Annotated in this window: 19 protein-coding genes; 7 read left to right on the top strand and 12 right to left on the bottom strand. The window is 63.1% G+C overall.

Annotated features, from left to right (window positions below):
- Positions 1-13: 13 nt before the first annotated feature.
- Positions 14-1285, bottom strand: a complete 1272-nt coding sequence (locus tag FFY45_RS19155; protein ID WP_176341639.1) for an efflux RND transporter periplasmic adaptor subunit — start codon at positions 1283-1285, stop codon at positions 14-16.
- A gap of 204 nt (positions 1286-1489) precedes the next feature.
- On the opposite strand from FFY45_RS19155, the gene glmS reads away from it, so the two are divergent.
- Positions 1490-3319: a glutamine--fructose-6-phosphate transaminase (isomerizing) gene (glmS, locus tag FFY45_RS19150; RefSeq protein WP_176341670.1), complete on the top strand. Its 1830-nt coding sequence runs from the start codon at positions 1490-1492 to the stop codon at positions 3317-3319.
- A gap of 287 nt (positions 3320-3606) precedes the next feature.
- On the opposite strand, the gene FFY45_RS19145 is transcribed toward glmS, so the two are convergent.
- Positions 3607-4242 (bottom strand): Crp/Fnr family transcriptional regulator, encoded by a 636-nt coding sequence (locus FFY45_RS19145; RefSeq protein ID WP_176341638.1) that lies wholly within the window; start codon positions 4240-4242, stop codon positions 3607-3609.
- Positions 4243-4332: 90 nt separating this feature from the next.
- On the opposite strand from FFY45_RS19145, the gene FFY45_RS19140 reads away from it, so the two are divergent.
- Positions 4333-5016 (top strand): hypothetical protein, encoded by a 684-nt coding sequence (locus tag FFY45_RS19140; protein ID WP_176341637.1) that lies wholly within the window; start codon positions 4333-4335, stop codon positions 5014-5016.
- 37 nt (positions 5017-5053) lie between these two features.
- On the top strand, positions 5054-5200 hold the full coding sequence (locus FFY45_RS19135) for a hypothetical protein (protein WP_176341636.1): 147 nt from the start codon (positions 5054-5056) through the stop codon (positions 5198-5200).
- Between the two features lie 190 nt (positions 5201-5390).
- Here FFY45_RS19135 and FFY45_RS19130 read toward each other — a convergent pair whose 3' ends face one another.
- Positions 5391-7856, bottom strand: a complete 2466-nt coding sequence (locus FFY45_RS19130; protein WP_176341635.1) for a hypothetical protein — start codon at positions 7854-7856, stop codon at positions 5391-5393.
- Between the two features lie 542 nt (positions 7857-8398).
- Between FFY45_RS19130 and FFY45_RS19125 the strand changes: the two genes are divergently transcribed.
- Entirely contained in the window at positions 8399-8872 is a 474-nt protein-coding gene (locus FFY45_RS19125) for a hypothetical protein (protein WP_176341634.1), read from the top strand.
- Positions 8873-9101: 229 nt separating this feature from the next.
- Positions 9102-10259: a hypothetical protein gene (locus FFY45_RS19120; RefSeq protein WP_176341633.1), complete on the top strand. Its 1158-nt coding sequence runs from the start codon at positions 9102-9104 to the stop codon at positions 10257-10259.
- A 135-nt stretch (positions 10260-10394) separates the two neighbouring features.
- Here FFY45_RS19120 and FFY45_RS19115 read toward each other — a convergent pair whose 3' ends face one another.
- The 6 genes from FFY45_RS19115 to FFY45_RS19090 form a co-directional block, all read right to left on the bottom strand.
- A complete protein-coding gene (locus FFY45_RS19115; protein ID WP_176341632.1) occupies positions 10395-12260 on the bottom strand; it encodes an XVIPCD domain-containing protein in 1866 nt (621 codons plus the stop codon).
- 106 nt (positions 12261-12366) lie between these two features.
- Entirely contained in the window at positions 12367-13125 is a 759-nt protein-coding gene (locus FFY45_RS19110) for a hypothetical protein (protein WP_104550615.1), read from the bottom strand.
- Between the two features lie 346 nt (positions 13126-13471).
- Positions 13472-13996 carry a lactoylglutathione lyase gene (gene gloA / locus FFY45_RS19105; RefSeq protein ID WP_176341631.1) on the bottom strand — a complete coding sequence of 175 codons (525 nt, stop codon included), beginning with the start codon at positions 13994-13996 and terminating at the stop codon, positions 13472-13474.
- A gap of 233 nt (positions 13997-14229) precedes the next feature.
- Entirely contained in the window at positions 14230-15231 is a 1002-nt protein-coding gene (locus tag FFY45_RS19100) for a copper resistance protein B (RefSeq protein ID WP_439333553.1), read from the bottom strand.
- Between the two features lie 290 nt (positions 15232-15521).
- Positions 15522-17357: a copper resistance system multicopper oxidase gene (locus FFY45_RS19095; RefSeq protein ID WP_176341668.1), complete on the bottom strand. Its 1836-nt coding sequence runs from the start codon at positions 17355-17357 to the stop codon at positions 15522-15524.
- 82 nt (positions 17358-17439) lie between these two features.
- A complete protein-coding gene (locus FFY45_RS19090; protein WP_176341630.1) occupies positions 17440-17841 on the bottom strand; it encodes a CopL family metal-binding regulatory protein in 402 nt (133 codons plus the stop codon).
- A 133-nt stretch (positions 17842-17974) separates the two neighbouring features.
- Here FFY45_RS19090 and FFY45_RS19085 point away from each other — a divergent pair, with 133 nt between their 5' ends.
- Complete coding sequence (locus FFY45_RS19085; RefSeq protein ID WP_176341629.1) at positions 17975-19078, top strand: PLP-dependent cysteine synthase family protein; 1104 nt, start codon at positions 17975-17977, stop codon at positions 19076-19078.
- Positions 19079-19193: 115 nt separating this feature from the next.
- A complete protein-coding gene (locus tag FFY45_RS19080; RefSeq protein WP_176341628.1) occupies positions 19194-21218 on the top strand; it encodes a M3 family metallopeptidase in 2025 nt (674 codons plus the stop codon).
- A gap of 166 nt (positions 21219-21384) precedes the next feature.
- On the opposite strand, the gene FFY45_RS19075 is transcribed toward FFY45_RS19080, so the two are convergent.
- The 3 genes from FFY45_RS19075 to fabA form a co-directional block, all read right to left on the bottom strand.
- The gene (locus FFY45_RS19075) at positions 21385-21840 is read right to left on the bottom strand and encodes a GIY-YIG nuclease family protein (RefSeq protein ID WP_255172074.1); all 456 of its coding nucleotides are present in this window, start codon (positions 21838-21840) and stop codon (positions 21385-21387) included.
- A gap of 277 nt (positions 21841-22117) precedes the next feature.
- Complete coding sequence (gene fabB / locus FFY45_RS19070; protein ID WP_176341627.1) at positions 22118-23326, bottom strand: beta-ketoacyl-ACP synthase I; 1209 nt, start codon at positions 23324-23326, stop codon at positions 22118-22120.
- Positions 23326-23841 (bottom strand): 3-hydroxyacyl-[acyl-carrier-protein] dehydratase FabA, encoded by a 516-nt coding sequence (gene fabA, locus FFY45_RS19065; protein WP_176341626.1) that lies wholly within the window; start codon positions 23839-23841, stop codon positions 23326-23328. The genes fabB and fabA overlap by 1 nt, the downstream gene beginning before the upstream one ends.
- Between the last annotated feature and the right edge of the window lie 97 nt (positions 23842-23938).

Below are 23938 nucleotides of genomic sequence, written 5' to 3'. Positions count from 1 at the left end.
GTGCGAAAGAGATTTAGTGAACGGTGACGCGCGGCGCATCGCCGAAGTTATCTGCACCGGACACCACCACGCGGTCGCCGACCTGCAGCCCTGAAAGCACCTGCACTTCGCCCAGGCTGCTGGCGCCCATGCGCACCGGTCGGCGCACCGCGGTATTGCCATCCATCACATAGGCGTAGCTGCCGCCGGATTGTTCGACGAACGGGCCGCGCTCGACCTTGAGCACGTTGCGGCGGGTGTCCATCACCACGCGCGCGCTCATGCGCTGGCTCTGGCGCAGGCCCGGCGGCTGCTTGTCGGCAAAGCGGATGCGCGCGGTGACTTCGCCGTTGACCACTTCCGGAGACACCGCCGAGATGGCACCGGGAAACGGCTCGCCACTGCCGCTGGTGAGCTGGGCCGGCATGCCGATCGCCAGATCGCGCGCGAAGCTCTCCGGTACCTTGATCTCGACTTCGAACTTGGACAGATCCACCACGCCCAGGATCGGCGCATTCGCCACGACCTGGGTGTGCTGCACCGCCTGCACCTGGCCGACCTGGCCGTCGAACGGCGACAGCAGCGTGAGCGCATCGACCTGGCGCTGCACTTCGGCCACCACCGCGCGCTGGCGGTCGGCGAGCAGGCGCTTGTTGCGCGAATCCAGATCCGCGCCCTGGCTCTTGAGCGAGGCATCGCGCTGCGCGTGCTGCAGGTCGATATCGGTCTTCTTCAAGGTGTCCTGTGCCTTGGCCAGTTCCACCTGCGGCACCGCGCCGCCATCGTAGCCGCGCTGATAGCGCTCCAGGTCGCGTGCGGCGGCCTGTTTGTCGATCTTGGCCTGGTCGGTGAGCTTGCTGGCATTGGCACGGGCCAGCGTGGCATCCAGCCCGGCGCGGCTGGATTCGGCTTCCAGACCGGCCAGCGTGGCCTGCTCCTGCGCCAGCTTGCTGCGCAGTTCCGGGCTGTCGATGCGCGCCAGCTCCTGGCCCTGCTTGACCACGTCGCCGGCCACCACGCTCAGCGTCACCGTGCCGGCCGAGATGGCGTACAGCACCGGGCTGTTGGCGGCGATGACGCGGCCGTCTGCGGCGATGTCGCGCACCAGGTCGCCCTGGCTGACGGTGGCGATACGCACCCGGCTGGCATCGAACGAGCGGCTGCCGGCGCTCCAGGCGGTGACCGCCCAACCAATACCGGCCAACACGGCGACCGCAGCGATACCAGGCCATAGCCAACGGCGCCACGGCGCGCTCTGGGCGGATGTACGGAGAACCTGGTCCTGGGCAGAGGTATCGCGAATCATGATCGGCTGGCTCGTTGGCGTCACTGCGATAAAGCAGAACCTGTGCCAATTGCCAAGTGGTTGAAAGTAAAAGTCTTTGTGCTCGGGTCGCAGGTGTCCGCAGTGTCCGCGGACACCAACGCGGACACGCTGTCCGGGCACGGTCATGCAGCGGACAAGATCGGACACGCTAAAATGCGCGGCTTCGTCTTCAAGGGTTGTCCTATGTGCGGCATTGTCGGAGCGATCGCCGGGCGCGATGTGGTCCCGGTCCTGATCGAAGGACTCAAGCGTCTTGAGTACCGTGGCTACGATTCCTCCGGCATTGCGGTACTCGATGGCGCGCAGCTGCGCCGCGTGCGTCGTACCGGGCGCGTGGTGGAGATGGCGCAGGCAGCGCAGGCCGAGCAGTTCGGCGCGACGCTGGGCATCGGCCACACGCGCTGGGCCACCCATGGCGGCGTCACCGAGGCCAACGCGCACCCGCATATCAGCGCCGGCGTGGCGCTGGTGCACAACGGCATCATCGAAAATCATGAAGAACAGCGCGAGAAACTGCGCGCACTCGGCTACACCTTCGAGTCGCAAACCGATACCGAGGTCATCGCACATCTGATCCATCACCACCTGGGTAGCGCCGGCGATCTGCTGATCGCGCTGCAGCGCACGGTCAAGGAACTCACCGGTGCCTACGCGCTGGCGGTGATGAGCCAGGCCGAGCCGGAGCGCTTCGTGTGCGCGCGTATGGGCTGCCCGTTGCTGATCGGCGTGGGCGAGGGCGAAAACTTCGTCGCCTCCGATGTCTCGGCGATCGTGCAGGCCACCCGCCAGGTGATCTTCCTGGAAGAAGGCGATACGGCCGAATTACGCCGCGATGGCGTGCGCATCTTCGATGGCAACGACGCGCCGGTCGAACGCCCGCTGCACCTGTCGGATGTGTCGCTGGCATCGCTGGAGCTCGGTCCGTTCCGGCATTTCATGCAGAAGGAAATCCACGAGCAGCCGCGCGCGCTGGCCGACACCATCGAGGCGGCGATCGATGCCAAGGGATTTCCTGCCTCTCTGTTTGGTGCGAATGCCGAAGCGGTGTTGCGCGACATCGAAGGCGTGCAGATCCTGGCCTGCGGCACCAGTTACTACGCCGGCATGACCGCGCGTTACTGGATCGAAGCCATCGCCGGGCTGCCGTGCAGCGTGGAAATCGCCAGCGAATACCGCTACCGCGCCGCCTACGCCAATCCCAAGCATCTGATCGTCACCATCTCCCAATCCGGCGAAACGCTGGACACGATGGAGGCGCTGAAATACGCCAAATCGCTGGGGCATCTGCACACGCTATCGATCTGCAACGTGCCCGAAAGCGCGATCCCGCGCGCCAGCGAACTGGTCTGCTATACGCGTGCCGGCGCCGAGATCGGGGTGGCCTCGACCAAGGCATTCACCACGCAGCTGGCGGTGTTGTTCCAGCTCACCATGGTGCTGGGCAAATTGCAGGGCCGCATCAGCGAAGCGGAAGAAGCGGACTATCTGGAGCAGCTGCGCTTTCTGCCAGGCAGCGTGCAGCACGCCTTGAATCTGGAGCCGCAGATCATGGCCTGGGCCGAGCGCTTTTCGTCCAAGGAAAACGCGCTGTTTCTCGGCCGTGGCCTGCATTACCCGATCGCGCTGGAAGGCGCGCTCAAGCTCAAGGAAATCTCCTATATCCACGCCGAAGCGTATCCGGCCGGCGAGTTGAAGCACGGCCCGCTGGCGCTGGTGGATGCGGCGATGCCGGTGGTGGTGATCGCACCCAACGACCGCTTGCTGGAAAAGGTCAAATCCAACATGCAGGAAGTGCGCGCCCGCGGCGGCGAGCTGTTCGTGTTTGCCGACCAGGACAGCCACTTCAGCGAGTCCGAAGGCGTGCACGTGATCCGCACCCCGCGCCATGCCGGCGTGCTGTCGCCGGTGATCCACACCATCCCGGTGCAACTGTTGGCGTATCACACCGCGCTGGCACGCGGCACCGATGTGGACAAGCCGCGGAATCTGGCCAAGTCGGTGACGGTGGAGTAGCGGCAGAAGCCCAGCATCGTGGGCGGTCGCAGGGATCTCTCGGTCCGACTGGACAGTGGTTCGTCCAACCAGCGCCGATGTGTGGCGGGCGGACGGGTAATGCTTCGTCCAGACCCGAAAAGAGCGAAAGGGCGGGGGCGTCATTGCTCCCGCCCTTTTGCGTTTTTACAGCGCGACGCTTGCGACTCCTGCTGGTCTGCCATCCACAGAATCGGATCGCGCATGCCGGTTCCGCGGTGGAGCGCTTGGCCTGATCATCCAGGCCCGACCTGAGGCATCCAGGGGCGCTAGTCGCGCTCTCGCTCCCCTGCGAGGATCGATGCCAGGGCTTCCATGTTCAGCACATTGACTTTGCCGTAGCCAACGTCGATCAAGCCTTGGGCTTTCCATGCTTTCAAGAGCCGGTTCACGGTAGGACGGGAGACGCCCAGCCTGTCGGCCAGCGCACTCTGTGGCATGCGGACGTTGTGTTGGGCAGTGAGAAGCTGAGCCGCCAGCCGGCGTTCGAGCGAACGTGCCTGGTTGGCTTCAATCCAGTCCAAGGTCTGGCGATAGCGTGAGCACACCAGGCGGGTGATGGCCAGCAGCGCCGCCGGGTTGGATGCAATCACACGGTTGAAGGCGGCAGTCGAGACGACGGCGATCTTGCTACGTCCGTGGGCCACCGCGCTGAATGCCCGCGCCCGCTCATCCAGTAGCGGAACTTCCCCAAACCACTGGCCTGGTCCAAGGACCAGCGACAGCCTCTCGCTGAGCTGAATCGGCTCCAGTGAGACCCGGACCGAGCCGCTGAGAATGCCGAACATGCAGGCAGGGGAGGAGCCCAGCTCAAAGATGCGCTGCCCCGCAACACACGTTCGAACCGAAGCCTGGGAGAGAAAAATCTCTGCAATCTCTGGACTCAGGGTGCCATCGTCGGGCATAGCACGGGACCGTGGTCGAACTGCTCTGATTTTACAGTCTGGAGGGTTCAACGGGGGCACCATGCAGGCCTAATCTTTGGAGCACCAGCCATGTATGTGGGTCACTTTGCGATCGGACTAGCCTTGAAAGCCCGCTTTCCGAGCATCCCGACGCTTCCGCTACTGCTGGGCGTGGGCTTTCTCGACATCCTGGACGGTATTTTCATCATGCTTGGCTGGGACATCGTAACGCCCAACCTTGCTGCAGGCCCCTATCTGTTCTTCGACCTGACATTCATCGACTGGGATCATTCGCTCTTGGCGGCGGTCGTTTGGTCCTTGGTCTGGGCTGGCCTCTTCTGCAAAGACAGGCGCGTTGCAGTTCTGGCGTTCATCGCGTCTTTCTCTCACTTCCTTGCCGACTGGCCAATGCACAACAATGACCTGGCACTGTTGCCGCATTCCCAAACCCACTTTGGTCTGGGACTGTGGGGACGGCTTGGCACCGCCTCTTGGGTGATCGAAGGACTCTTTGTTGTTGTGCTGGCCGCTTACGCCTGGAATTCGGCGCGCAAGCGTGGGGTGAACTGGACTTTGTCGCTTGTCGTCTTGACGATCGCGTTCTTCAATCTTTCTCCGTGGCTGTCTCCGATGAAGCAGATCGCCGTGCTGGACGAACCGGCGGCACATCTGCTCCACGGTTTGCTCGTAACGCTGGGATTCCTGCTGCCCGGTGCATTGCTCACGTGGCTCGTGAATCGTGAAGAGCGAAAGGCACTGGTCTTGCGTACCTGATGACGTGCCCTGCAGTGGCAGTTCCGAAGGCGTGCACGTGATCCGCACCCCGCGCCACGCCGGCGTGCTGTCGCCGGTGATCCACACCATTCCGGTGCAGCTGCTGGCGTATCACACCGCCCTGGCACGCGGCACCGATGTGGACAAGCCGCGGAATCTGGCCAAGTCGGTGACGGTGGAGTAAGCGCGGCTGATCGAACGGCTGCGCTCATCACAGTGGGCGCAGTCGATGCTGGAAATCCTGCTGACGATTGTTTCGCCAGAGGGTGGTCTCGTCATCTGCGATCTCAGAGTAGTGCGTCTGTTGCGCCGGCTACGCGATAAAGCCAGTACGCTGCGACACGATGGGCGCAGCGTACCGGTACCCGCTTCAGCTACGGCACGATCAGATTTCCATTTCCCGGGCGGGGCTCATTCATGATGACCGGCGACGTTTGCCCGCTTGCCTTGCGGTTGCCGCGGATCAATGCGTCCTTGACGTTTTCGTTTTGAATGCGGACCTCCGGGGTGATGTTGTTCTCGATCAGCGAGTTCTTCACCCGATCCCAAAGGCCCACGCTTCCAGTTGCGCCTGCGGCAAAGCGGTTATTGCGGATGATGCCGGTGCTGGTGACGGCATCGGTGTACCAGGCATTTTCCCGCTTGCCTTCGCTGATCATGAGATTGCTTCCCTGCAGGTTGAATACTGCCGTCTGGCCACCGATCGAGGACGGGTTGGCAACCGCATCTGCAGTAATTTCATTATTGAGCATCTGCGAATGCCAGCCTGCCAGTAGCGAGTTGGCATCGGTATAAAACCCGGTGGGCTGCACGATTCCAGCACCAAAGCGATGCAGCCGGTTGTATGCATGGATGACGTCGGCGGATGGAAAGAAGTTGGTGATCGGGCCAGCGCCACCATGGTCGTTATTGACGAACAACATCCGCCCATTGGTCGTCACGATGGTGACGATGGAGCTCTGATCGGGCGGGATGTCCCATGCACGGTCCAGGTTCACGCGGTTGCCCAGCGGCGATGCATTGCCCATCAGATAACGCGTCTGGCCAGCCCCCTTGCCGGAGACAATCATCACCGAGTTGCCATCGGGATCGCACAGATACGGAACGTCTTTTGCATTGCTGGCCAACGTCAGCGTCGTGCCAGAGCTGGCAGCGATCTTGCCAAGATAGTTGCCGATGCCTTCGTCCATCGTCAGCTGCCAGGTCTGCTGCGCATCCTGCGGATACTGGCTGGCATTGTCTGCGTAATACACATCACGACCAGGCGCAGCAAAGCCCAGTTCCGACGGCGTCTTGTGGTACGGCGCACCGGCGGAGATGTGCTGGTTGTGCGTGATGAGCGCGTTCTGCACATCGTGATTGAAGGTCAGTGCCAGCTCGTGCCAACGCAGTGTGTTGTTTTGCACGGTGGCGCCGTACACATGCTTATCCATGGTGATCGGCTTGCTGGCGGTGATGTCGTTTCCGCTGATCTGCAGGTTGGAGATATTGCTCGCCTGGATGCCGGTCGTCAGCGGCCCGTTGGCCGTGCGATCGGTTTGCCTGCCGAGGGTGAGCCGGATATCGCGCACGAAGGGGACCGAGCGCAGATCCGTCAGCGGCATATGCTCGAACACGATACCGGTTCCTTCGCGCATGGCGGGCGCTTCGATGGCCAGGTCGCGTATGCCAAACAGGTTGGTGGCCCAGTTGATCTGCTGATCGCACTTGGGTTGACGTGGCGGCGTGTAAAAGATGCCGTTGCCCTTGAACAACGTGGTGTTATTGGCAATCGGAAAGGACAGCACCGTGGCGTCTTTGCCCGCGCCGGCGATCACCACGTGGTTGGGAATCGTCTGATTGAATCCTTGTGCGTATTGCTGCGACAAGGTGTATCTGCCGGCGGGAATCGACACCACACCGCCATTGGCCGCGCAGGCGAATGCGGCGGCAAAACTCGCATCGTCCGGTGCGCCGTTGCCGATCGCCGGGGCCACCCTGCACTGGATGTTCGGCCAGTTGGTCGGATAGGCAATGCTGACGGTGGTGATGGTGCGACGTGGGGCGGTGCGATCTGCGCCGACGCCGAAATTCTGATAGCGGCTCCATGCGCTGGGACCGCCGGAACCATTGTGCAAATACAGCTCGTAGTCGCCTTCGGGCATGTCGGCCGGAATGGCGAAGCTCTGTGCGTACATGCCTTCTTTGGGATTCGATTCGTCGGCGATCACGATACGCTGCACGGTGCCATTCTTGACCAGCGCAAGCCGCACCGGCTGACTCGATGCCGACATCCTGCCCAAGGCGGTGCCGAACACATTGAGCCTGCCACGCGGCGATGCACCGCCGCCGACATTGCCCTGCACGAACCAGATATCCGGTGCATTCACCAGCGTCGTCGCCCCCGCACCGCTGCCGGTGACGATCTGATACGCATAGACGCCGCGCGCACTATCGGGAAGCTGAAACTTGAGCGATTGCTCGGTGGCCTGCGTCGGTGTCACGCTGCCCCAGCCGTTGTTGGTGCTGTCTGTCGCCTCCAATGGACTGCCCACCGCGCCATCGTCGAGCCGCGTGAGGCGCACCGTGGCGCTGGGGCCGATGTTGCCACCGCTGACTACCACCGTCTCGTTGCGGTCGACCGGTTGCGATGCCCAGAACGTCATCGCCGTGCCGGCGGGCACCTCTGTCGGACCTGGATACGCCACGGACGCAGGACCGACCGCGGTGGTTTTGTTGTTGCTTGCAGGTGTGCGCGTCTCCGGCGCGCTGCCAGGCCGTGCAGAGGCGTGGCCATCGCTGCTGGACAGCCACAGCGTGGATGCCAGGAATAGTGAAACGACTGACGTTTTTACACCCATGTCGGATGACTCCTGTTGCGGAAGCACAAGACTTCCGGGAATTGCGGGAGCGCGCCAAACCACTGCGCATTGATCCCGCTGGGAAGTTCTGCGACCGCCGATGCAGCACGGCAAGGGCTGGGCGTCATGCATATGCATCGCGCCTCCGCGACCGCAGAACCTGGATGTCCAGCGGCATCGGGCGCGCCGGGCAGCGGCCATCCTAGAGAGGCGCACGCGTTTGAATGCGAACATGGATCACACAGTCGCGTTCGTTTGATGCCAATGTCTCGCTGCGCGAGCCAGGTCACTTTTCTGGACAGGTCGTGCTGTTGCGCGCTTTCGTCGACATGCCGAGGCATCGACACAGTGAGGTGTCTCGGATCCACCCGGCCGTTGCGATGGACATGCGGCTTCGATGCCGCTGGCATGTGGCCACGCACCATGCCGCCATCTGCGCTCGTCGGCACGGGTTGCATTAGCGCTCGACACCCGGCACTGCCAACCGTTTGGCCCGGAATATGCTTCTGTCTTGGCGAGGGTCCCACCACGCAGGAGGACGTATGCACGAGTCTTTCAAACAGGGCGCGCCGGCCGAGTTGTGGCAGGCGTTGGTACGTGAGGCAGGGCAGCGCATCGCGCGGCCGCTGGACGAATCGCGCGAGCATTATCTGGTGTTCGTGTTGCTGCGTTTCCAGCGCGATGCGCATCTGCTTTCGCGCACGCAGGCATTGGCGTGGTTGCATGCGCAGGAACAGATGGGCAGTCTGCGTGCCGATCTGTTGCGCGATGTGGGCGATGGCTGTTTGCTGATTGCCGGGCTGTTTCCTGGCGTGGCGCAACGTCGCCGGCTCAGCGTGGACTACTTCATCGACCTGGGGCGCGGCGCCTATTCCGATGTGGCCGACACGCGTTGCAGCGATGCCAGCCTGTTCGCGCAATTGGCCCACAGCTATCGCGAGTTGGTCCACACGCTTGCCGCACTGCGCCCGCCGCGCGAGTGGCAGCGCAGTACTGGCGGACTGTTGCATGCATAGATAACCGCCACTTCCGGGGCGGTCCCTACAGATGTGGGGACCGCCCCGACTGCCAAGTGCGCGTGATGCGCCCACACTATGTTCGCAACTGAGCGTTCAAGCCGACTGCGGATCGTTGTCTGATGGACCGAGCACTGTGCTATTGGCCGCTGTCCGCGCGGTCTGACAGTGTCTTGTCGCATTGCGTGGGGGACACGCAATGCGACGCCATTTCCAGTGGAAGGAATCTATGAAAGCATTGATTGCGGTGGCGATCTCGGCACTGAGCGGCATTGCGATGGCTGGCGATGTTCCGCCCGGTTATGCGGGTGTGGGCGGGATGACCTTGCAAGAAATCGACCCGGCCATCTATGCCTACCACTACGACCACGGGTTTGTGGGCGAAGACGCGATGGGGTGGGATCCTGCGCTGCAGTTCGCCTGGTCGCGCATCGCCGCGGCCAAGGTCTGCGGCCAGCAGCCGGTCGAGCAGGAGGCCATCGTTACCAAACTGGTGGCGCAGTACGGCCAGGATGCGGTCGTACATCAGATCAACGGCATCGAATTTCATGAAGTGCAGATGCGTGCTTCGAGCGCGTTCTGTACGGCCACGCGTGGTGCCGAAGCCATCGCGGTCGTCCCTGCATTTGCGGGCGGGGATTTTTCAACCGCAACCGCCTATGCGGTTGCTGCTGAGGCAGGGACGGTAGTGGTGGTGGCAGAAGATCTGCCTGCGACCATCGCCGGTGGGGATGCAGCGGCTGCGCTATCGCTTTCTGCGGACTGGGCCCTGCTGCTGCCATTACAGGCGCGCATGGTCGTCAGCTCCAATGGTCAGCCGGCCGGTGATGAGATGTTGCACGTGATCCGTCGTAGTCATACCGGCGCGGTCATCGCTGGGCAGGTTGTTGGAAATGTGATGGCTGCTGCGATCTTCGGCAGGGTTGGTGGATTCACCTTTGACAAACGCCAGTTGAAGGGTGAGTCGATAGAAAATATCGGCAACCCTGGGTACGCGATACAGCGCGAGGCAATCAACGCGCAGTTGAAGCGCTATTTCACCGCAAAGCCCGGCGCAATGCCGATTGATCCGTTTCCATTGCAGGTGCTCATGTCCGAATGGCGGCTGGTCTACCAGAGCCTGAGCGACGATAAATCCCCGTACGAACTACGCTACCAAGTCAGCATCGGTGGTGAGTCAAGCGGGTTCCTGAAGCGCAAAGCCAGTCCGTATAGCTTGGGTTGCCAGCCCACTCCTCGCACTGCGTCGATCGAGGAATGGGAAGCCAACGATTACGCATTGGTCAAAGCCACTGCGCAAGCCTATAGCGACGAGTGTGCGGCGAAATTAGCCGAGCGTTTGCCGCAGTGGTTCCCCGACAGGGAAGCTGTTGCGGCATCCAATTGAATTGTCAGATCGTTCGACGTCGGATATCCAGCGCCTGATGTGATCTGACAAAAAATCACGGTAAATACATCCCTAAGAACAGAAGGGACACTGATCTATCGATCAGTGCCCCTTCTGTTCTGGATTGCAGATCTATCAAACTACGCTGCGCGGCTGGTTGCGTTGCTGCTCGTGCTGATCTTGAACCTGCGGCTGCGGCGCTTCCTGTCGCACAGCATTGCTGCTTTGCTCCAACGGACGTTCTGCAGCTACCGCCTTGTCCGTGTAGATCCGCTGGTGTGCCGGGTCATGTGGCTGACCCTGTACGGCAAACAACCCGTTGCCATCCTTGCTTTGCGCCACCATGTCGATGCGCTGCAGGCCGCTGACCTTTGCTTCGAAGGTCATGTGGCCGGCAGCGTTCACCAGCTGCTGCCGGTTGGCGAATGCGTTCGGACCCAGCTGTTCCAGCTTGCTGACGGCCTGGTTGAACAGCGGGTGGTCGGGGTTGGTTTTCTCCGAAAGCAGCGGCGTTTTTTCTGCCTGCTTCAGTGCAGTGAGCGTGTCGCGGCCAACCACGCCATCGTCCTGCAGCCCGTGTGCACGCTGGAATGCCTTGACCGCGTCACTCGTCCGTTGGCCATATGCGCCGTCGGCCTTGAGTTCATTGCCGCCAGCGTCCTTGTAGCCCAGCTGTTGCAACGTCTGCTGCAAGGCATGAACTTCGGTGCCACGTGCATTTTCGCGCAGGACACCCGGCGCATCAGCGGCGGCGCGTGCCTGGCTGGGTGTGTGCTCTGTGGCTGCGTGGGACTGCTGCTTGTCCTGGCTGCGGTCCTGCAGCAGGTCGCGTGCCTCAGACAGCGGGTCGCTGGCGTAAAGCTTGACCCCCTTGGCGTGCTTGCGCTCAAGGTAAGAATCCAACGAGCTGAGTTCGACACCCTCGCCACCACGCGATTGGCTGATCTTGAGTTCGCCATCCTTGGGGTCGCGCACCACCATGGTGATGTGGTCGATGCCCTTGTAGCGCCCCTTGTCCCAGCTCTGGGGACCATTGTCCTCACCAATGATCATGCCCTCTTTGAGGGTCTGGGCAGTGACGTCTTTGCCTTGGATCAGCACACCAGAGCGCTGCTCGGCCTTGCGCAGCAGTTCGGATGCACTGTCGAAACCAGGGCTGAACTTTTCGTCCTTGGTGAAGACAGCCTTGCCGGCGCCCTTGTTGATCTCATCCATGGTCGCGTTCTGCATCTCGACCACCCAGCCAGAGCAATCGACCTTGCCTTTGTCCGGATCTTTCGCGCCCAGGCCGTACTTGACGTGGTCGTATTTGTTGGTGAGGTCATAGGCGGCGTGGAGCGCGATGCCCTGCGCTGTAGCCTTCTCCGGCTGGGCAGGCGCGGACTGCGATGGCGCAGCCTGCGACGACGGTGTCTGCTGCGTGGCCGAAATGGGCTCGATGCCTTTTTCAGGGATACGGATACGGTCCATCTTCGTATCCCAGTACTGCACGAACGTCTGCGCCATATCCTTGTCGGACATACTGCGGAACGTCGCCGAATCGACACCCGTCAGTGACTTCAGCTCTTTCTCGCCGACATTGTTGATGATGTTGGCGCGTGTGCTTTCCAGACCAAAAGATCCCGTGGCGATCGCAGTCTGAAGAGAGCGGTAGCCACCGGCGCCCTGCTGATGGGCCAAGTACATGTCCAGGCCGTCCGGCGCAGGTTTGCCCGAGAGGTAAGGCCGGCCATCGCGTTCGTGCCGGTCAACCAGACTCGTCCTGTTATCCAGATACAACCGCGCGGCTGCGTCGGTGTTGACCACAGCGTCCAACTCGCGCCCAGCGATGCCGTATTGCGCGGCAGTCGGGGGAGTGAACTGAAAGAGCCCCTTCGCGCCACCGGCTCCGCGGCTGGCCAACTCGTCGAAGGCACCGCCAGTCTCTACGTGGGCAAAACGCAGGAAGTCGTCACGCGGAATATTCCGCTCGGTCGCTTCACGTTCGATGATGTCGAGCACTTGGGCTCGTGAGTAATTCGTCGGCATCGCTCAAGGTCCTTGATTGAGTGCTGCAGCCACGCGGCTGCAGCGGTACGCCGCCCGAACCAATTCCTTTGGTCCTGTATTAAGGGGTCGGCAAATACGATTTCTGGGCCGCATCGTAGCGGTATTCAAGCGTTTCGTCACCCCCGCTGGTCGGCGGGTCTGCAGAAACGCTCACCCGCAGCGCGGGCAGGCCGGGCTGCTTAACGAACGCAAGCGTGCTGCTGTTCTTGACGCAGGCAATCTTCCCGGGCGCATCCTCGCCACAATTTGCACTGTTGTCCTGCCCCGCCGGGATATTGCCGATATAGGTCCAATGCTTGTCGTTGACGTCATCGGTTTCCTTCGGGTTGAACACGAATGCATCGTAGGAAAGGATCCGTACGCCCGACTGCAGGCTCCACGTGGGCACGGCCAGGACCAGCCGGCCGTCGTCAGTGACAACGTTCTCTGCCTTGCGCGTCGTGTCGACGGTGTTGCCTTGTTCCATTCCGCCGAATTCGCCGATGTACGGCTCTGCGCCAAGAAGCTTCCAGGGCGATTTACTCCCCGGTTCGCTGGTCACAAAGGTGGCGTGGGCCAAGGTCACCTTGGTACCCGGCGCGGCAGAGTGATTCTCACGCTCGGCGCCATAGAGCTCGGGCGTTTCCCAGGCAAAGCCGGTGTAATAACGCGTACCACCGAGTTCGAACTGGAAGCCATACCAGTAATTGATCCAGCTGCCATTGGCGACCTCGTAAGACGTCGCGCCGTCGCCGTCCACGTTGCTGATGAAATACAGCACGCTGTCCGGACGGGGCGGCTGGATCTGTTGGGTTGAACCCTGGGTTGCATCCTGCATGGGAGAAGCGTCCTTGTCTGAAGGTTTAGTGGCAGTACTGGCCGTGGGGGTTGGCGTCTTCGAAGCCGCGGCATCCGGTGGCTCCGGTTTGCAGGCGGCGAGCAGCGCTAACGCAAGGATCAGTGGGATCTTCCTGGCGAGCATCAATGTGCATCCATTGCGGAGGGCGGCGAAAGTCTACTCCAGCCCGGCGATGTGTCCAGTCGTCACGCCGCACCTGGCGGTGCCGGCTTCCTGCTGGGCGTAGAGCCTCCGGGCAGGGGACGGGAGGCGTTTTCACGTCCGCATCCCCGTTGTTGCCTTACCCATCTGCTGAAACGTCAGAGTTGCCGGGTGGCCCGCGTGCTTAGGCCAGCGGCGTATTGGAGATAATCTCCACCCAATAGCCGTCCGGGTCCTTGATGAAGGCCAGGTGCTTCATGCGGCCGTCTTCTAGGCGTTTCTGGTATGGCACATTGAGAGCGTCGAAACGCGCGCAGGCTGCGTGGATGTCGGGCACCGAGATGCAGATATGGCCGAAGCCGCGCGGCTCGCTGTTGCCGTCGTGGTAGACCGGGCCGTCCTGGGTTTCGGTGCCGTGGTTGTGGGTGAGTTCCAGTACGCCGGGGATGCCGGCCATCCACAGGCGACGCTCTGCATCGTCGTCGGGGATTGAAGTGTTTTCAGGCAGTAAGGCCAGAAAGTACAGGCTGAACTTTGCATCGGCAAAATCGCGTGCATCGAGCAGGCGGAAGCCCAGCACGCGCGTGTAGAAATCCAGCGAACGCTGGGCATCCTTGACGCGCAGCATGGTGTGGTTGAACACGAAGCCGCTGGTGTCGGCAGGCGCGGCGCTGGCGCCGGGAACGTGTTGCAGGTCGGTCAAAGGCATTGCGGTCTCCTCGATGGAATGGGGGAGCAGGTCTGGCTGCGTTGGACGCCGATAGTAGCGAGGCAATGGTTGTCGGTATGTCTGCATTGCGAGAAATCGGTGATCTGGCCGTTATGCTTCTTTCGCTCATCGCGGCTGTTCTTTAGGTGATCGCTGTAAGCAGACTTCCTTGCCCTCTTAGAGGGTGTTGCATGGACCCGAACGATCAGGTCCATGCACGCACAGCTGCCGTCTCAGAACCAGATGCGCACGCCGGCAACGAACCGGCTGTCGCGCGCCGGTTCGTCTTCGATCGTGGCGCCTCGGGCGGTATCGCCGAAGCTACGGCTGTGTACCCAGCCGATGTACGGCGCGAAGCGGCGGGTGATTTCGTAGCGCAGCCGTAGGCCGAACTCGGCCTGTTCCAATCCGCTGTCGATGTCGCGCCGGTCATCGTCGGTCAGCGCGATGCTGGCTTCCACGCGCGGTTGCAGGATCAGCCGGTTGGTCAGCAGTACGTCGTACTCGCCTTCCAGTCGCAGTGCCGCGCTGCCGCCGCTGCCGATGTAGAGCGTGGCTTCGGTTTCGAATTTGTAGGGCGCCAGTCCCTGCACGCCGAAGGCGGCCCAGCTGCGATGCGCGCCCGCGCCGATGTCCTGACGTGCGCCGACCAGCAGGTCCCACCATGGCGAGATGGCATGGCCATAGAACGCCTCCAACGATGCGTCCTGCGTGCGCCCGTCATGCCTCTCGCCTTCGCTGCGCAGCCAGAGCCGGTCGATATCGCCGCCGATCCAGGCGCGTGCTTCCCAGTCCTGACCACTGCCGCGGTCGGTGTCGAAGGCTTCCAGCCGATCGAGCAACACGTAATGATTGATGCCTGCCGCGTGCATTGCGTGGCTTTTTAAGGGTGCGAAGGCTGAAACGATGTCTTCGGTTGTGAGTTGGGGAATCGGCTCGCGTGGTAGTGCGGCGTTATTGGGTGATGCAGACGTTTGCGTGACGGCTTTGGTATGCAGATCGTGATCCATCTTCGTGTGATCCATGGACTCGTGCTGCATCGATCCGTGCTGCATCGACACGTGATTCACTGCCCCATGGTCCATGTCTGTGTGCGACATGTGGGTATGGTCCATCTGTGGAATCGGAGATGTCTCGTGTGCGGCATGCTGCGCGTCGGCATGCTGCATTCCTGCGTGTTGCATCGATGCATGCGATGCCGGAACGTCAGCTGGCACAGGTTGCTGTGCTGGCATGCTGTCAGTAGCGTCTTCCGGTGGCGATGCATCGCTTGAGTGCTGCGCGTGCTGCATATGCGCATGATCCATCTGCATCGCATCTGCGGTCTCCTGCGCAGATGGCGGCGATGCCTCTGTCGCGGTGGATGACTGCGGCTGGGCCAGCGTCGCTTGGTTGGCCATCTGCATTGCATGCGTGCCATCGGCATGCGCGGATGAATCCATCGCCTCAGGCACATGCTCCTGTGCAGTAGCCGATGCGCTCAGTAGCAGTGCGAGCAGCACCACGTCTTGCGTACGAAGCGCGCTCATGCTTCCACCCGCACTTCGCGCATCATGCCCGCTTCCATGTGGTAGAGCAGATGGCAATGGTAGGCCCAGCGGCCCAGCGCATCGGCACGCACGCGGTATGTGCGGCGGGTGCCAGGCGGCATGTCGATGGTGTGCTTGCGTACCTGGAAATTGCCGTCGGCATCTTCCAGGTCGCTCCACATGCCGTGCAGGTGGATGGGGTGCTGCATCATGGTGTCGTTGACCAGCACGATGCGTAGCCGCTCGCCGTACTGCAGCCGCAAGGGTTCTGCCGATGCAAAGGCGATGCCGTCGAATGACCAGGCGAATTTTTCCATATGCCCGGTGAGATGCAGCTCGATCTCGCGCCCGGGCTCGCGCCCATCCGGATCGTCGAACACGCTGTGCAGGTCGGCGTAGCACAGCACGCGGCGGCCGTTGTTGCGCAGGCCAACGCCGGGGTCGTCCAGGCGCGGCGCAGTGGCATTGCTGCGCATGTCGATCAAGGGGTTGCCGTCTTCGCTGGCGGGGTGGTGCGGTGCTTTGTTCTGCGCAGTCTGGTTCGCATGCCCATGCATGTGTGTTGCCGGCATCGGCATTGCCATCGCGTGCGCTGCGTGTGGATCGCCCTGCATCGCATCACCGCCGTGCATGGCGTGATCTGCATGCGCCATGCCATCGCCATGGCCCATATCCTGCATGGTCAGGATCGCGCGCGGATCCAATGCAGGAATCGGCGCCTGCAAGCCATGCCGCACCGCCAGCGTGCCGCAGGCAAATCCGGTGCGACCCATGTCCTGCGCGAACAACGTAAATGCGTCCTGGCCGATGGGTTCGACAATCACGTCGAAGGTTTCTGCAGCAGCAATGCGCAGCTCGTCCACGCTCACCGGGTGCACGTACTGGCCATCGGCGGCCACCACGGTCATACGCAGGCCGGGAATGCGGATGTCGAAATAGGTCATCGACGAGCCGTTGATGAAACGCAGCAGCACTTTTTCGCCGGGGGTGAACACCCCGGTCCAGTTGCCGGCCGGCGCGACGCCATTGAGCAGGTAGGTGTAGGTGTTGGCGTTGACGTCGGACAGGTCGGTCGGGGTCATGCGCATGCGCCCCCACATGCCGCGATCGGCCAGTGTTGCGCGCACACCATCTTCGCGCGCATCGCGCAGGAAATCGCCCACGGTGCGCTGTGCGTAATTGTCGTGGCTGGGCATCTGTTTGAGCCGGCGGAACAGCGCGGCCGGCTCCAGATCGGTCCAGTCCGAGAGCAGCACCACATGCTCGCGATCGTGCCGATACGGCGGCGGTGTCAGCGGGTCGATGACGATCGCGCCATACAGCCCGGCCTGCTCCTGAAACATCGAATGGCTGTGGTACCAGTAGGTGCCGGACTGGCGCAGCGCGAAGCGGTAGTGATACTCCTGGCCCGGCGCGATGCCGTCAAAGCTCATGCCTGGCACGCCATCCATGTTGGCCGGCAGCAACAGGCCGTGCCAATGCACCGAGGTAGGCTGGTCGGCCAGCGCGTTGCGTACGCGCACGCTCACGGTGTCGCCCTCGCGCCAGCGAAGCGTAGGCGCGGGCAGGCTCTGGTTGACGGTGATGGCGGAGCGCGCGCGCCCGGTGAGGTTGACCGGCATGCGGCCGATCTGCAGCGATTGGCTGCTGCCACGCAGGACCGGCGTGTTCACCGGGTTGGACGCACGCGCATCGCTGCTCCACACGCCGGTGCTTGCGACAACACCGCCCAGGGCGATGCCCTGCACGAAGCGGCGCCGGCTCAGGCCGCCGTTGGAGGGTGGATCGAAAGAATTGGGATTGAAAGACATGACATCTCCGCTGCGGCCCACCGATGAAGGCGGACGCATCGCATCGCTTAGAAACCCCGCGCAGTAAGCACGCGGGCCCGATGACGGCAAAAGCCGTCAGCGCTCAGGCGATGGGAGGTCGAACCGGTTGCTCGGGCACCGGGCTGCTGCGTCCTTCGGCCAGGTTGGCCGGCAACGCCGGGTGACCGAGCAGGCCCGCGGGCACCGCAGGCAGGGTCAGCAAGGCGAGGCTGCAATGCTGCAGGCAGTCGCAGCTGCCCAGCTTGCAGCAATCGGCTGCGTGCGCATGCTTGGCGTTGTCGTGGGTAGGCACGGCGGCAGTCGGCTGTATGTCGGCATGGCATGGCATTGCGGCCGGCATAGAAGCCTGCGCAGCTGACGCAGCCGGTGCCATCGCACCCAATTCCATCGCCGGCATCGCCATACCCACCGACGCCCACGCGCCGGTGGCCGTATTGGCAACCAGGCACAGGCACAGCAGCAGGCGGAGCAGGCAACGCAGCACAGGCGGTCAGGGCAGGCGAACAGGGGCGATGAGCATAGCATCGGCTCCCAGCTGTCCGCCCGATGACCCGCCGGCCGTGGCCGCGTGCCTGGCAGCGGTAGAATTGGGGCTTCCTTCGCCGCACAGTCCTGCCATGTCGCAGCGCCAGTGGGTGGCCGCCGCCATCCAGAAGATCGAAGCCGATTTCAACCGTTCGGCCGACACCCACCTGATTCCGATGGACCTGCCGGGCTATCCGGGCATCGACCTGTATTTCAAGGACGAGTCCAGCCACCCCACCGGCAGCCTCAAGCATCGGCTGGCGCGCTCGCTGTTTCTGTACGCGCTGACCAACGGCTGGCTGCGTGCGGGGCGGCCGGTGATCGAGGCCTCCAGTGGCTCGACTGCGATTTCCGAAGCGTATTTCGCACGTTTGCTGGGTGTGCCCTTCATCGCGGTGATGCCGGCCTCGACCTCGCCCGAAAAGATCGCTGCAATTCAATTCCAGGGCGGCCGCTGCCATCTGGTCGAGCGCGCCTGCGATCTGGACAGCGCCTCGCACCAGCTCGCCCGCGAGACCGGCGGGCACTTCATGGACCAGTTCACCTACGCCGAGCGCGCCACCGACTGGCGCGCCAACAACAACATCGCCGAGTCGATCTTCAAGCAGCTGGCCGACGAACCGCACCCGATCCCCGAGTGGATCGTGTGCAGCCCCGGCACCGGCGGCACCAGTGCCACGCTGGGCCGCTATGTGCGCTACCGGCGCCACGCCACCCGCATCCTGTGCGTGGACCCGGAGGTGTCGGTGTTCTTCGACGGCTATTGCTGCGCGGTGGACGGGCAGTGCCCCAAGGAGCTGGCCATCACCGGCGGCTCGCGCATCGAGGGCATCGGCCGCCCGCGGGTGGAATCGAGCTTCATCGCCAGCTGCGTGGACATGATGATCAAGGTGCCCGATGCCTTGAGCCTGGCGGCGATGCGCCACGTCAGCGCCACGCTCGGCCGCCGCGTCGGCGGCTCCACCGGCACCAATTTCGTCGGTGTGCTGCAGGCCGCCCAGCGCATGCGCGAGGCAGGCCGCACCGGCTCCATCGTCACCATCCTGTGCGATGCCGGCGAGCGTTACGCGCACAGCTATTACGACCCGGCTTGGTACGTGGCGCACACCATCGACGTCACCGACAGCGATGCGGCCATTGCTATCGCAGTCAACGGCGGCGACTTGCCCACGTTGCCTTGTGCGGCGCTGGAATGACCGCCATATCCTTGGAGCTGCCATCAACACCGCTGCGCCTCGCGACGTTTTGCTAGCCACTCTTGTTGATTCTTGATCCAGTCACCCGTCATCCAGTCCACCGCCGGAGCGCTCCATGACCAACCCGCTGCTCGACCTGTCCGGACTGCCGTCCTTCGATGCGATCCGTCCCGAACACGTAGGCCCGGCAATCGATCGCCTGCTGGCCGAGGCCGAGGCTGCGGTGAAAGCGGCCGAGCAGGTCAGCCCGGTCAGCTGGGACAGCTTCGTGGTGCCGCTGGACGATGCCACCGAGCGGCTGTGGCGCGCGTGGGGGCAGGTGGGCCATCTGCAGGCGGTGGTCAACACGCCGGAACTGCGCGAGGCCTACAACAGCAATCTGCCCAAGTTAAGCCGCTTCGGCAGCGCGCTGGCGCAGAACCTGGCGTTGTACGCGCAATACAAGGCGCTCGCGGAATCACCGGAAGCGGCGCACTACGACGCGGCACGTCGCAAGGTGCTGGAAAACGCGCTGCGCGATTTCCGCCTCGGCGGTGCCGAGCTGGATGACGCGTCCAAGGCGCGCTTTGCGCAAGTGCAGGAAGAGTTGTCAGCGCTGGCCGCCAAGTTTTCGCAGAACGTGCTCGATGCCACCGATGCATGGTCGTACGTGAGTGAAGACGAAAGCGAGCTGTCCGGCCTGCCGGCCGAAGTGGTCGCCGCCGCACGCGCTGCTGCCGAAAAAGACGGCGTGCCCGGATGGAAACTCACCTTGCAGATGCCGTGCTATCTGCCGGTGCAAACCGATGCGGACAATCGCGAACTGCGCGCGCGGCTGTATCGCGCCAATGCCGAGCGCGCCTCCGAATTCGGCGATGCTGCGCTGGACAACAGCGCCAATATCGAGCGGATTCTCGCGTTACGCGCCGAGCTGGCGCAGCTGCTCGGGTTTGCCAGTTATGCGGAGTATTCGGTTGCCACCAAGATGGCGCAAAGCCCGGACGAAGTGATGGGCTTCCTGCGCGATCTGGCGGTGCGCGCCAAGCCGTATGCGCAACGCGACCGTGCCGAGCTCGAAGCCTTTGCGCGCGACGAACTTGGCCTGGACGAACTGCAGGCCTGGGACCTGGCCTACGCCAGCGAAAAACTCAAGCAGGCGCGTTACAGCTTCTCCGAGCAGGAAGTGAAGCAGTATTTCACCGAGCCCAAGGTGCTGGCCGGCCTGTTCGATGTCATCCACAGCCTGTATGGGCTCACCGTCAAGCCCGATAGCGCGCCGGTCTGGCATGAGGATGTGCGTTTCTATCGGTTGGAAGATGCACAGGGCGAGCTGGTCGGGCAGTTCTATCTGGATCTGTACGCACGCGAAGGCAAGCGCGGCGGTGCGTGGATGGACGATTGCCGCAATCGCCGCGACACCGCCAACGGCGTGCAGACACCGCTGGTGTATCTGGTGTGCAACTTCGGCCGCGGCAGTGGCGATACGCCGGCCACGTTCCGGCATGGCGAAGTCACTACGCTGTTCCATGAAATGGGCCACGGCCTGCACCAGTTGCTCACGCGCATCGGCGAGTTGGGTGTGGCCGGCATCAACGGCGTGGAATGGGATGCGGTGGAGCTACCGAGCCAGTTCATGGAGAACTTTTGCTGGGAATGGGAGCGCGTGCAGGCGATGACCGCGCATGTGCGCACCGGCGAGCCGCTGCCACGCAATCTGTTCGATCGGCTGTTGGCCGCACGCAATTTCCAGAGCGGCATGTTCACCGTGCGCCAGCTGGAATTTGCGCTGTTCGACATGCAGCTGCACAGCAGCTTCGACCCGCTGCAGGACAGCGTATTGCAGCTGATCGAGCGTGTGCGCGACGAAGTGGCAGTCAATCGTCCGCCGGCGTGGAATCGTTTCCCGCATCAGTTCAGCCACATCTTCGCCGGCGGTTATGCGGCCGGTTACTACAGCTACAAATGGGCCGAAGTGCTCAGCGCCGATGCCTACGCCGCCTTCGAAGAAGCACCCGATCAGGTTGCCGATACCGGCGCGCGCTTCCGGCACGAAGTCTTGTCGCGTGGCGGCAGCCGCAGTGCGGCCGACAATTTCCGTGCCTTCCGTGGGCGTGCGCCGAGCATCGATGCGCTGTTGCGGCATAACGGCATGGCGGGCTGATCGCAGGCGTCTACGTTGTCGCCAACGCGTCGTCAGCTGCGGCGCACCGCATCCGGATGCGGTGCATCGGCGTGCGTAAAAGATTGGCGGACGCAGTGCATCGGACATCGTGTGTCCTTGAGTTCGAGCGCGTCCCATCGTGCTGCAGGACCAGGCACCCGCTCGCTCAGGTGCCTTCTACATCCTCAGGATTCTGCAAGTCGCGGCACTGGGCATGGCGTTCGCCCACCTGTGCCAGTGCGCCAGGAAATCCCAAGGCATAGGCATCCAGGTCGATCCAGGCAGGGTTGAGCGTCTCCACCAACTGCCGTCGCCAGGCATGCGGCCATGCGCGAAGTTGCGTGGCGCGGGCCTTGGCAGCTGCCAGATCGGTGCAGGCCTCGAACCACACCAGCAGCAGCGGCATCACGCGCTCCCTGGGCAAGCTGGCTTCCTGCTGCAAGATGATGCGCCGGCGCGTGTCGCTGATCGCGCCCAGACCACTTGCCACGTCGATGTAAAACGCCTCCCGCCGCGCATGCGCCAGCAGGTAAACCACCGATGGGCCATGAAACAAGCTATCCCAGTCGGCATGCTCAAGCGCCGCGAATTCCGATCTCACCGGAGAGCGCGTGTCAGCCATCTTCGCTACCTCCATCTTCGCCATGCACCATGGGCCAACCCGAGCGCGACCATCGCGATGTTGGCATCGTGCAATTGCAGGCTAGCAAAGACGCGGCGATCTCGCTCGATACGTATTGGGATGCGCATTAGCGCGGCCGTGCCTGGGCCGAGCAGCGCGAGCGTGCGTACTGGCGCAAGTATCGGCCCGGCATGCCGCCGACTGCCTGCCGATGCGTGCCGTGCAGATGCCGAACAGGTCACGCGATCCTGTTCGGCTTCCGCCACGCCATCAATCGTCACACCCGGCCGAACACCAATGCCCCATTGGTGCCGCCGAAGCCGAAGCTGTTGGACATCACCGTGTTCAAGGTTGCGGCACGCGTTTCACGCAGGATCGGGAAGCCTTCCGCGCGCGGGTCGAGCTCGTCGATATGCGCCGAGCCGGCCATGAAGCCATCGCGCAGCATCAGCAGGCTGTAGATCGCCTCGTGCACGCTGGCCGCGCCCAACGAATGGCCGGACAGCGCCTTGGTCGAGGACAGTGGTGGCACGTTGTCGCCGAACACCTCGCGCACCGCGCCCAGTTCGGTGACATCGCCCAGTGGGGTGGAGGTGCCGTGGGTGTTGAGGTAATCGATCGGCTGGCTTAGGCCTTGCATGGCCATGTGCATGCAGCGCACCGCGCCTTCGCCGCTGGGCGCGACCATGTCCGCGCCATCGGAGGTCACGCCATAACCGAGCAGTTCGGCATGGATGCGTGCGCCGCGCGCGATGGCGTGGTCGTAGTCTTCCAGCACCAGCATGCCGCCGCCGCTACCGATGACAAAGCCATCGCGCTGCGCATCGTACGGGCGCGAGGCGACCGCAGGACGATCGTTGAAGCCGGTCGACAACGCGCCCATCGCATCGAACATCACGCTCATGGTCCAGTGCAATTCTTCGCCGCCGCCGGCGAACATTACATCCTGCGCGCCATGTCGGATCAGATCCGCAGCCGCGCCAATGCAATGCGCCGAGGTCGCACACGCGGCAGACAGCGAGTAGCTCAGGCCGCGAATCTTGAACGCAGTGGCCAACGATGCAGACACCGCCGAACACATCGTGCGCGGCACCATGTATGGGCCCACCTTGCGCACGCCACGGTTGCGCAGCAGATCGGCGGTTTCTACCTGCCATTGGCTGGATCCGCCACCGGAGCCGGCAATCACGCCGGTACGCAGGGCGCTGACCTGTTCCGCATCCAGCCCGGCATCGGCGATCGCATCGCGCATCGCCAGATACGCGTACGCCGAGGCATCGCCCATGAAGCGCTTGAGCTTGCGATCGATCAGGCTGTCCAGATCCAGCGCTACCGCGCCGCCGACCTGGCTGCGCAGGCCGGCTTCGGCGTGATCGGGCAATGCGGTGATGCCTGAGCGGCTCTCGCGCAGTGCAGTGGAGACGGTGTCCAGATCATTGCCCAGACAGGAAGTGATGCCCATTCCGGTGACGACGACACGGCGCATCAGAAATTCTCCGTTGAAGTGAACATGCCTACGCGCAGGTCTTTGGCAGTGTAGATCTCGCGCCCGTCCACCAGCATGCGCGCATCGGTCTGCGCCATCACCAGCTTGCGGTTGATCACGCGGCTGATATCGATCTCGTACGTTACCAGTGTGGCGCTCGGCAGCACCTGGCCGGTGAACTTGACCTCGCCGCAACCCAGCGCGCGGCCGCGACCCGGCGCGCCGATCCAGGTGAGGAAGAAGCCGGTCAGCTGCCACATCGCATCCAGGCCCAGGCAGCCGGGCATCACCGGGTCGCCGATGAAGTGGCAGCCGAAGAACCACAGGTCCGGGCGGACATCGAGTTCTGCGCGGATCACGCCCTTGCCGTGTGCACCGCCGGTGTCGTTGATCTCGGTGATGCGGTCGAACATCAGCATCGGGTCGTTGGGCAGGCGGGCACTGTCGGGTCCGAACAATTCCCCACGCGCGCTGGCCAGCAATTGGTCACGCGAGTACGCACTTTGACGAGTCATGACGAACGTTTCCTGCAAGAAGCGATAAGGCGAAGCCGGCAAGCGTGCATGAGGGCGCGCGGTTCAATCAAACGTTTTATCCGTACGCATGCGTGCT

This window comes from Xanthomonas hortorum, assembly GCF_011305375.1.
GTDB classification, from domain to species: Bacteria; Pseudomonadota; Gammaproteobacteria; order Xanthomonadales; family Xanthomonadaceae; genus Xanthomonas; species Xanthomonas hortorum_E.
Note: the sequence above shows the minus strand (reverse complement) of the source record. Positions and strands in the feature narration are given on the sequence as shown.

What these genes read in the sequence shown, in the direction of transcription:
- fabB (WP_176341627.1), bottom strand. Translation starts at nt 23,326, where the DNA reads ATGCGCCGTGTCGTCGTCACCGGAATGGGCATCACTTCCTGTCTGGGC.
- FFY45_RS19155 (WP_176341639.1), bottom strand. Translation starts at nt 1,285, where the DNA reads ATGATTCGCGATACCTCTGCCCAGGACCAGGTTCTCCGTACATCCGCC.
- FFY45_RS19080 (WP_176341628.1), top strand. Translation starts at nt 19,194, where the DNA reads ATGACCAACCCGCTGCTCGACCTGTCCGGACTGCCGTCCTTCGATGCG.
- FFY45_RS19145 (WP_176341638.1), bottom strand. Translation starts at nt 4,242, where the DNA reads ATGCCCGACGATGGCACCCTGAGTCCAGAGATTGCAGAGATTTTTCTC.
- FFY45_RS19100 (WP_439333553.1), bottom strand. Translation starts at nt 15,231, where the DNA reads ATGCCAGCACAGCAACCTGTGCCAGCTGACGTTCCGGCATCGCATGCA.
- FFY45_RS19075 (WP_255172074.1), bottom strand. Translation starts at nt 21,840, where the DNA reads ATGGCTGACACGCGCTCTCCGGTGAGATCGGAATTCGCGGCGCTTGAG.
- gloA (WP_176341631.1), bottom strand. Translation starts at nt 13,996, where the DNA reads ATGCCTTTGACCGACCTGCAACACGTTCCCGGCGCCAGCGCCGCGCCT.
- FFY45_RS19085 (WP_176341629.1), top strand. Translation starts at nt 17,975, where the DNA reads ATGTCGCAGCGCCAGTGGGTGGCCGCCGCCATCCAGAAGATCGAAGCC.
- FFY45_RS19125 (WP_176341634.1), top strand. Translation starts at nt 8,399, where the DNA reads ATGCACGAGTCTTTCAAACAGGGCGCGCCGGCCGAGTTGTGGCAGGCG.
- FFY45_RS19140 (WP_176341637.1), top strand. Translation starts at nt 4,333, where the DNA reads ATGTATGTGGGTCACTTTGCGATCGGACTAGCCTTGAAAGCCCGCTTT.
- fabA (WP_176341626.1), bottom strand. Translation starts at nt 23,841, where the DNA reads ATGACTCGTCAAAGTGCGTACTCGCGTGACCAATTGCTGGCCAGCGCG.
- glmS (WP_176341670.1), top strand. Translation starts at nt 1,490, where the DNA reads ATGTGCGGCATTGTCGGAGCGATCGCCGGGCGCGATGTGGTCCCGGTC.
- FFY45_RS19130 (WP_176341635.1), bottom strand. Translation starts at nt 7,856, where the DNA reads ATGGGTGTAAAAACGTCAGTCGTTTCACTATTCCTGGCATCCACGCTG.
- FFY45_RS19110 (WP_104550615.1), bottom strand. Translation starts at nt 13,125, where the DNA reads ATGCAGGATGCAACCCAGGGTTCAACCCAACAGATCCAGCCGCCCCGT.
- FFY45_RS19120 (WP_176341633.1), top strand. Translation starts at nt 9,102, where the DNA reads ATGAAAGCATTGATTGCGGTGGCGATCTCGGCACTGAGCGGCATTGCG.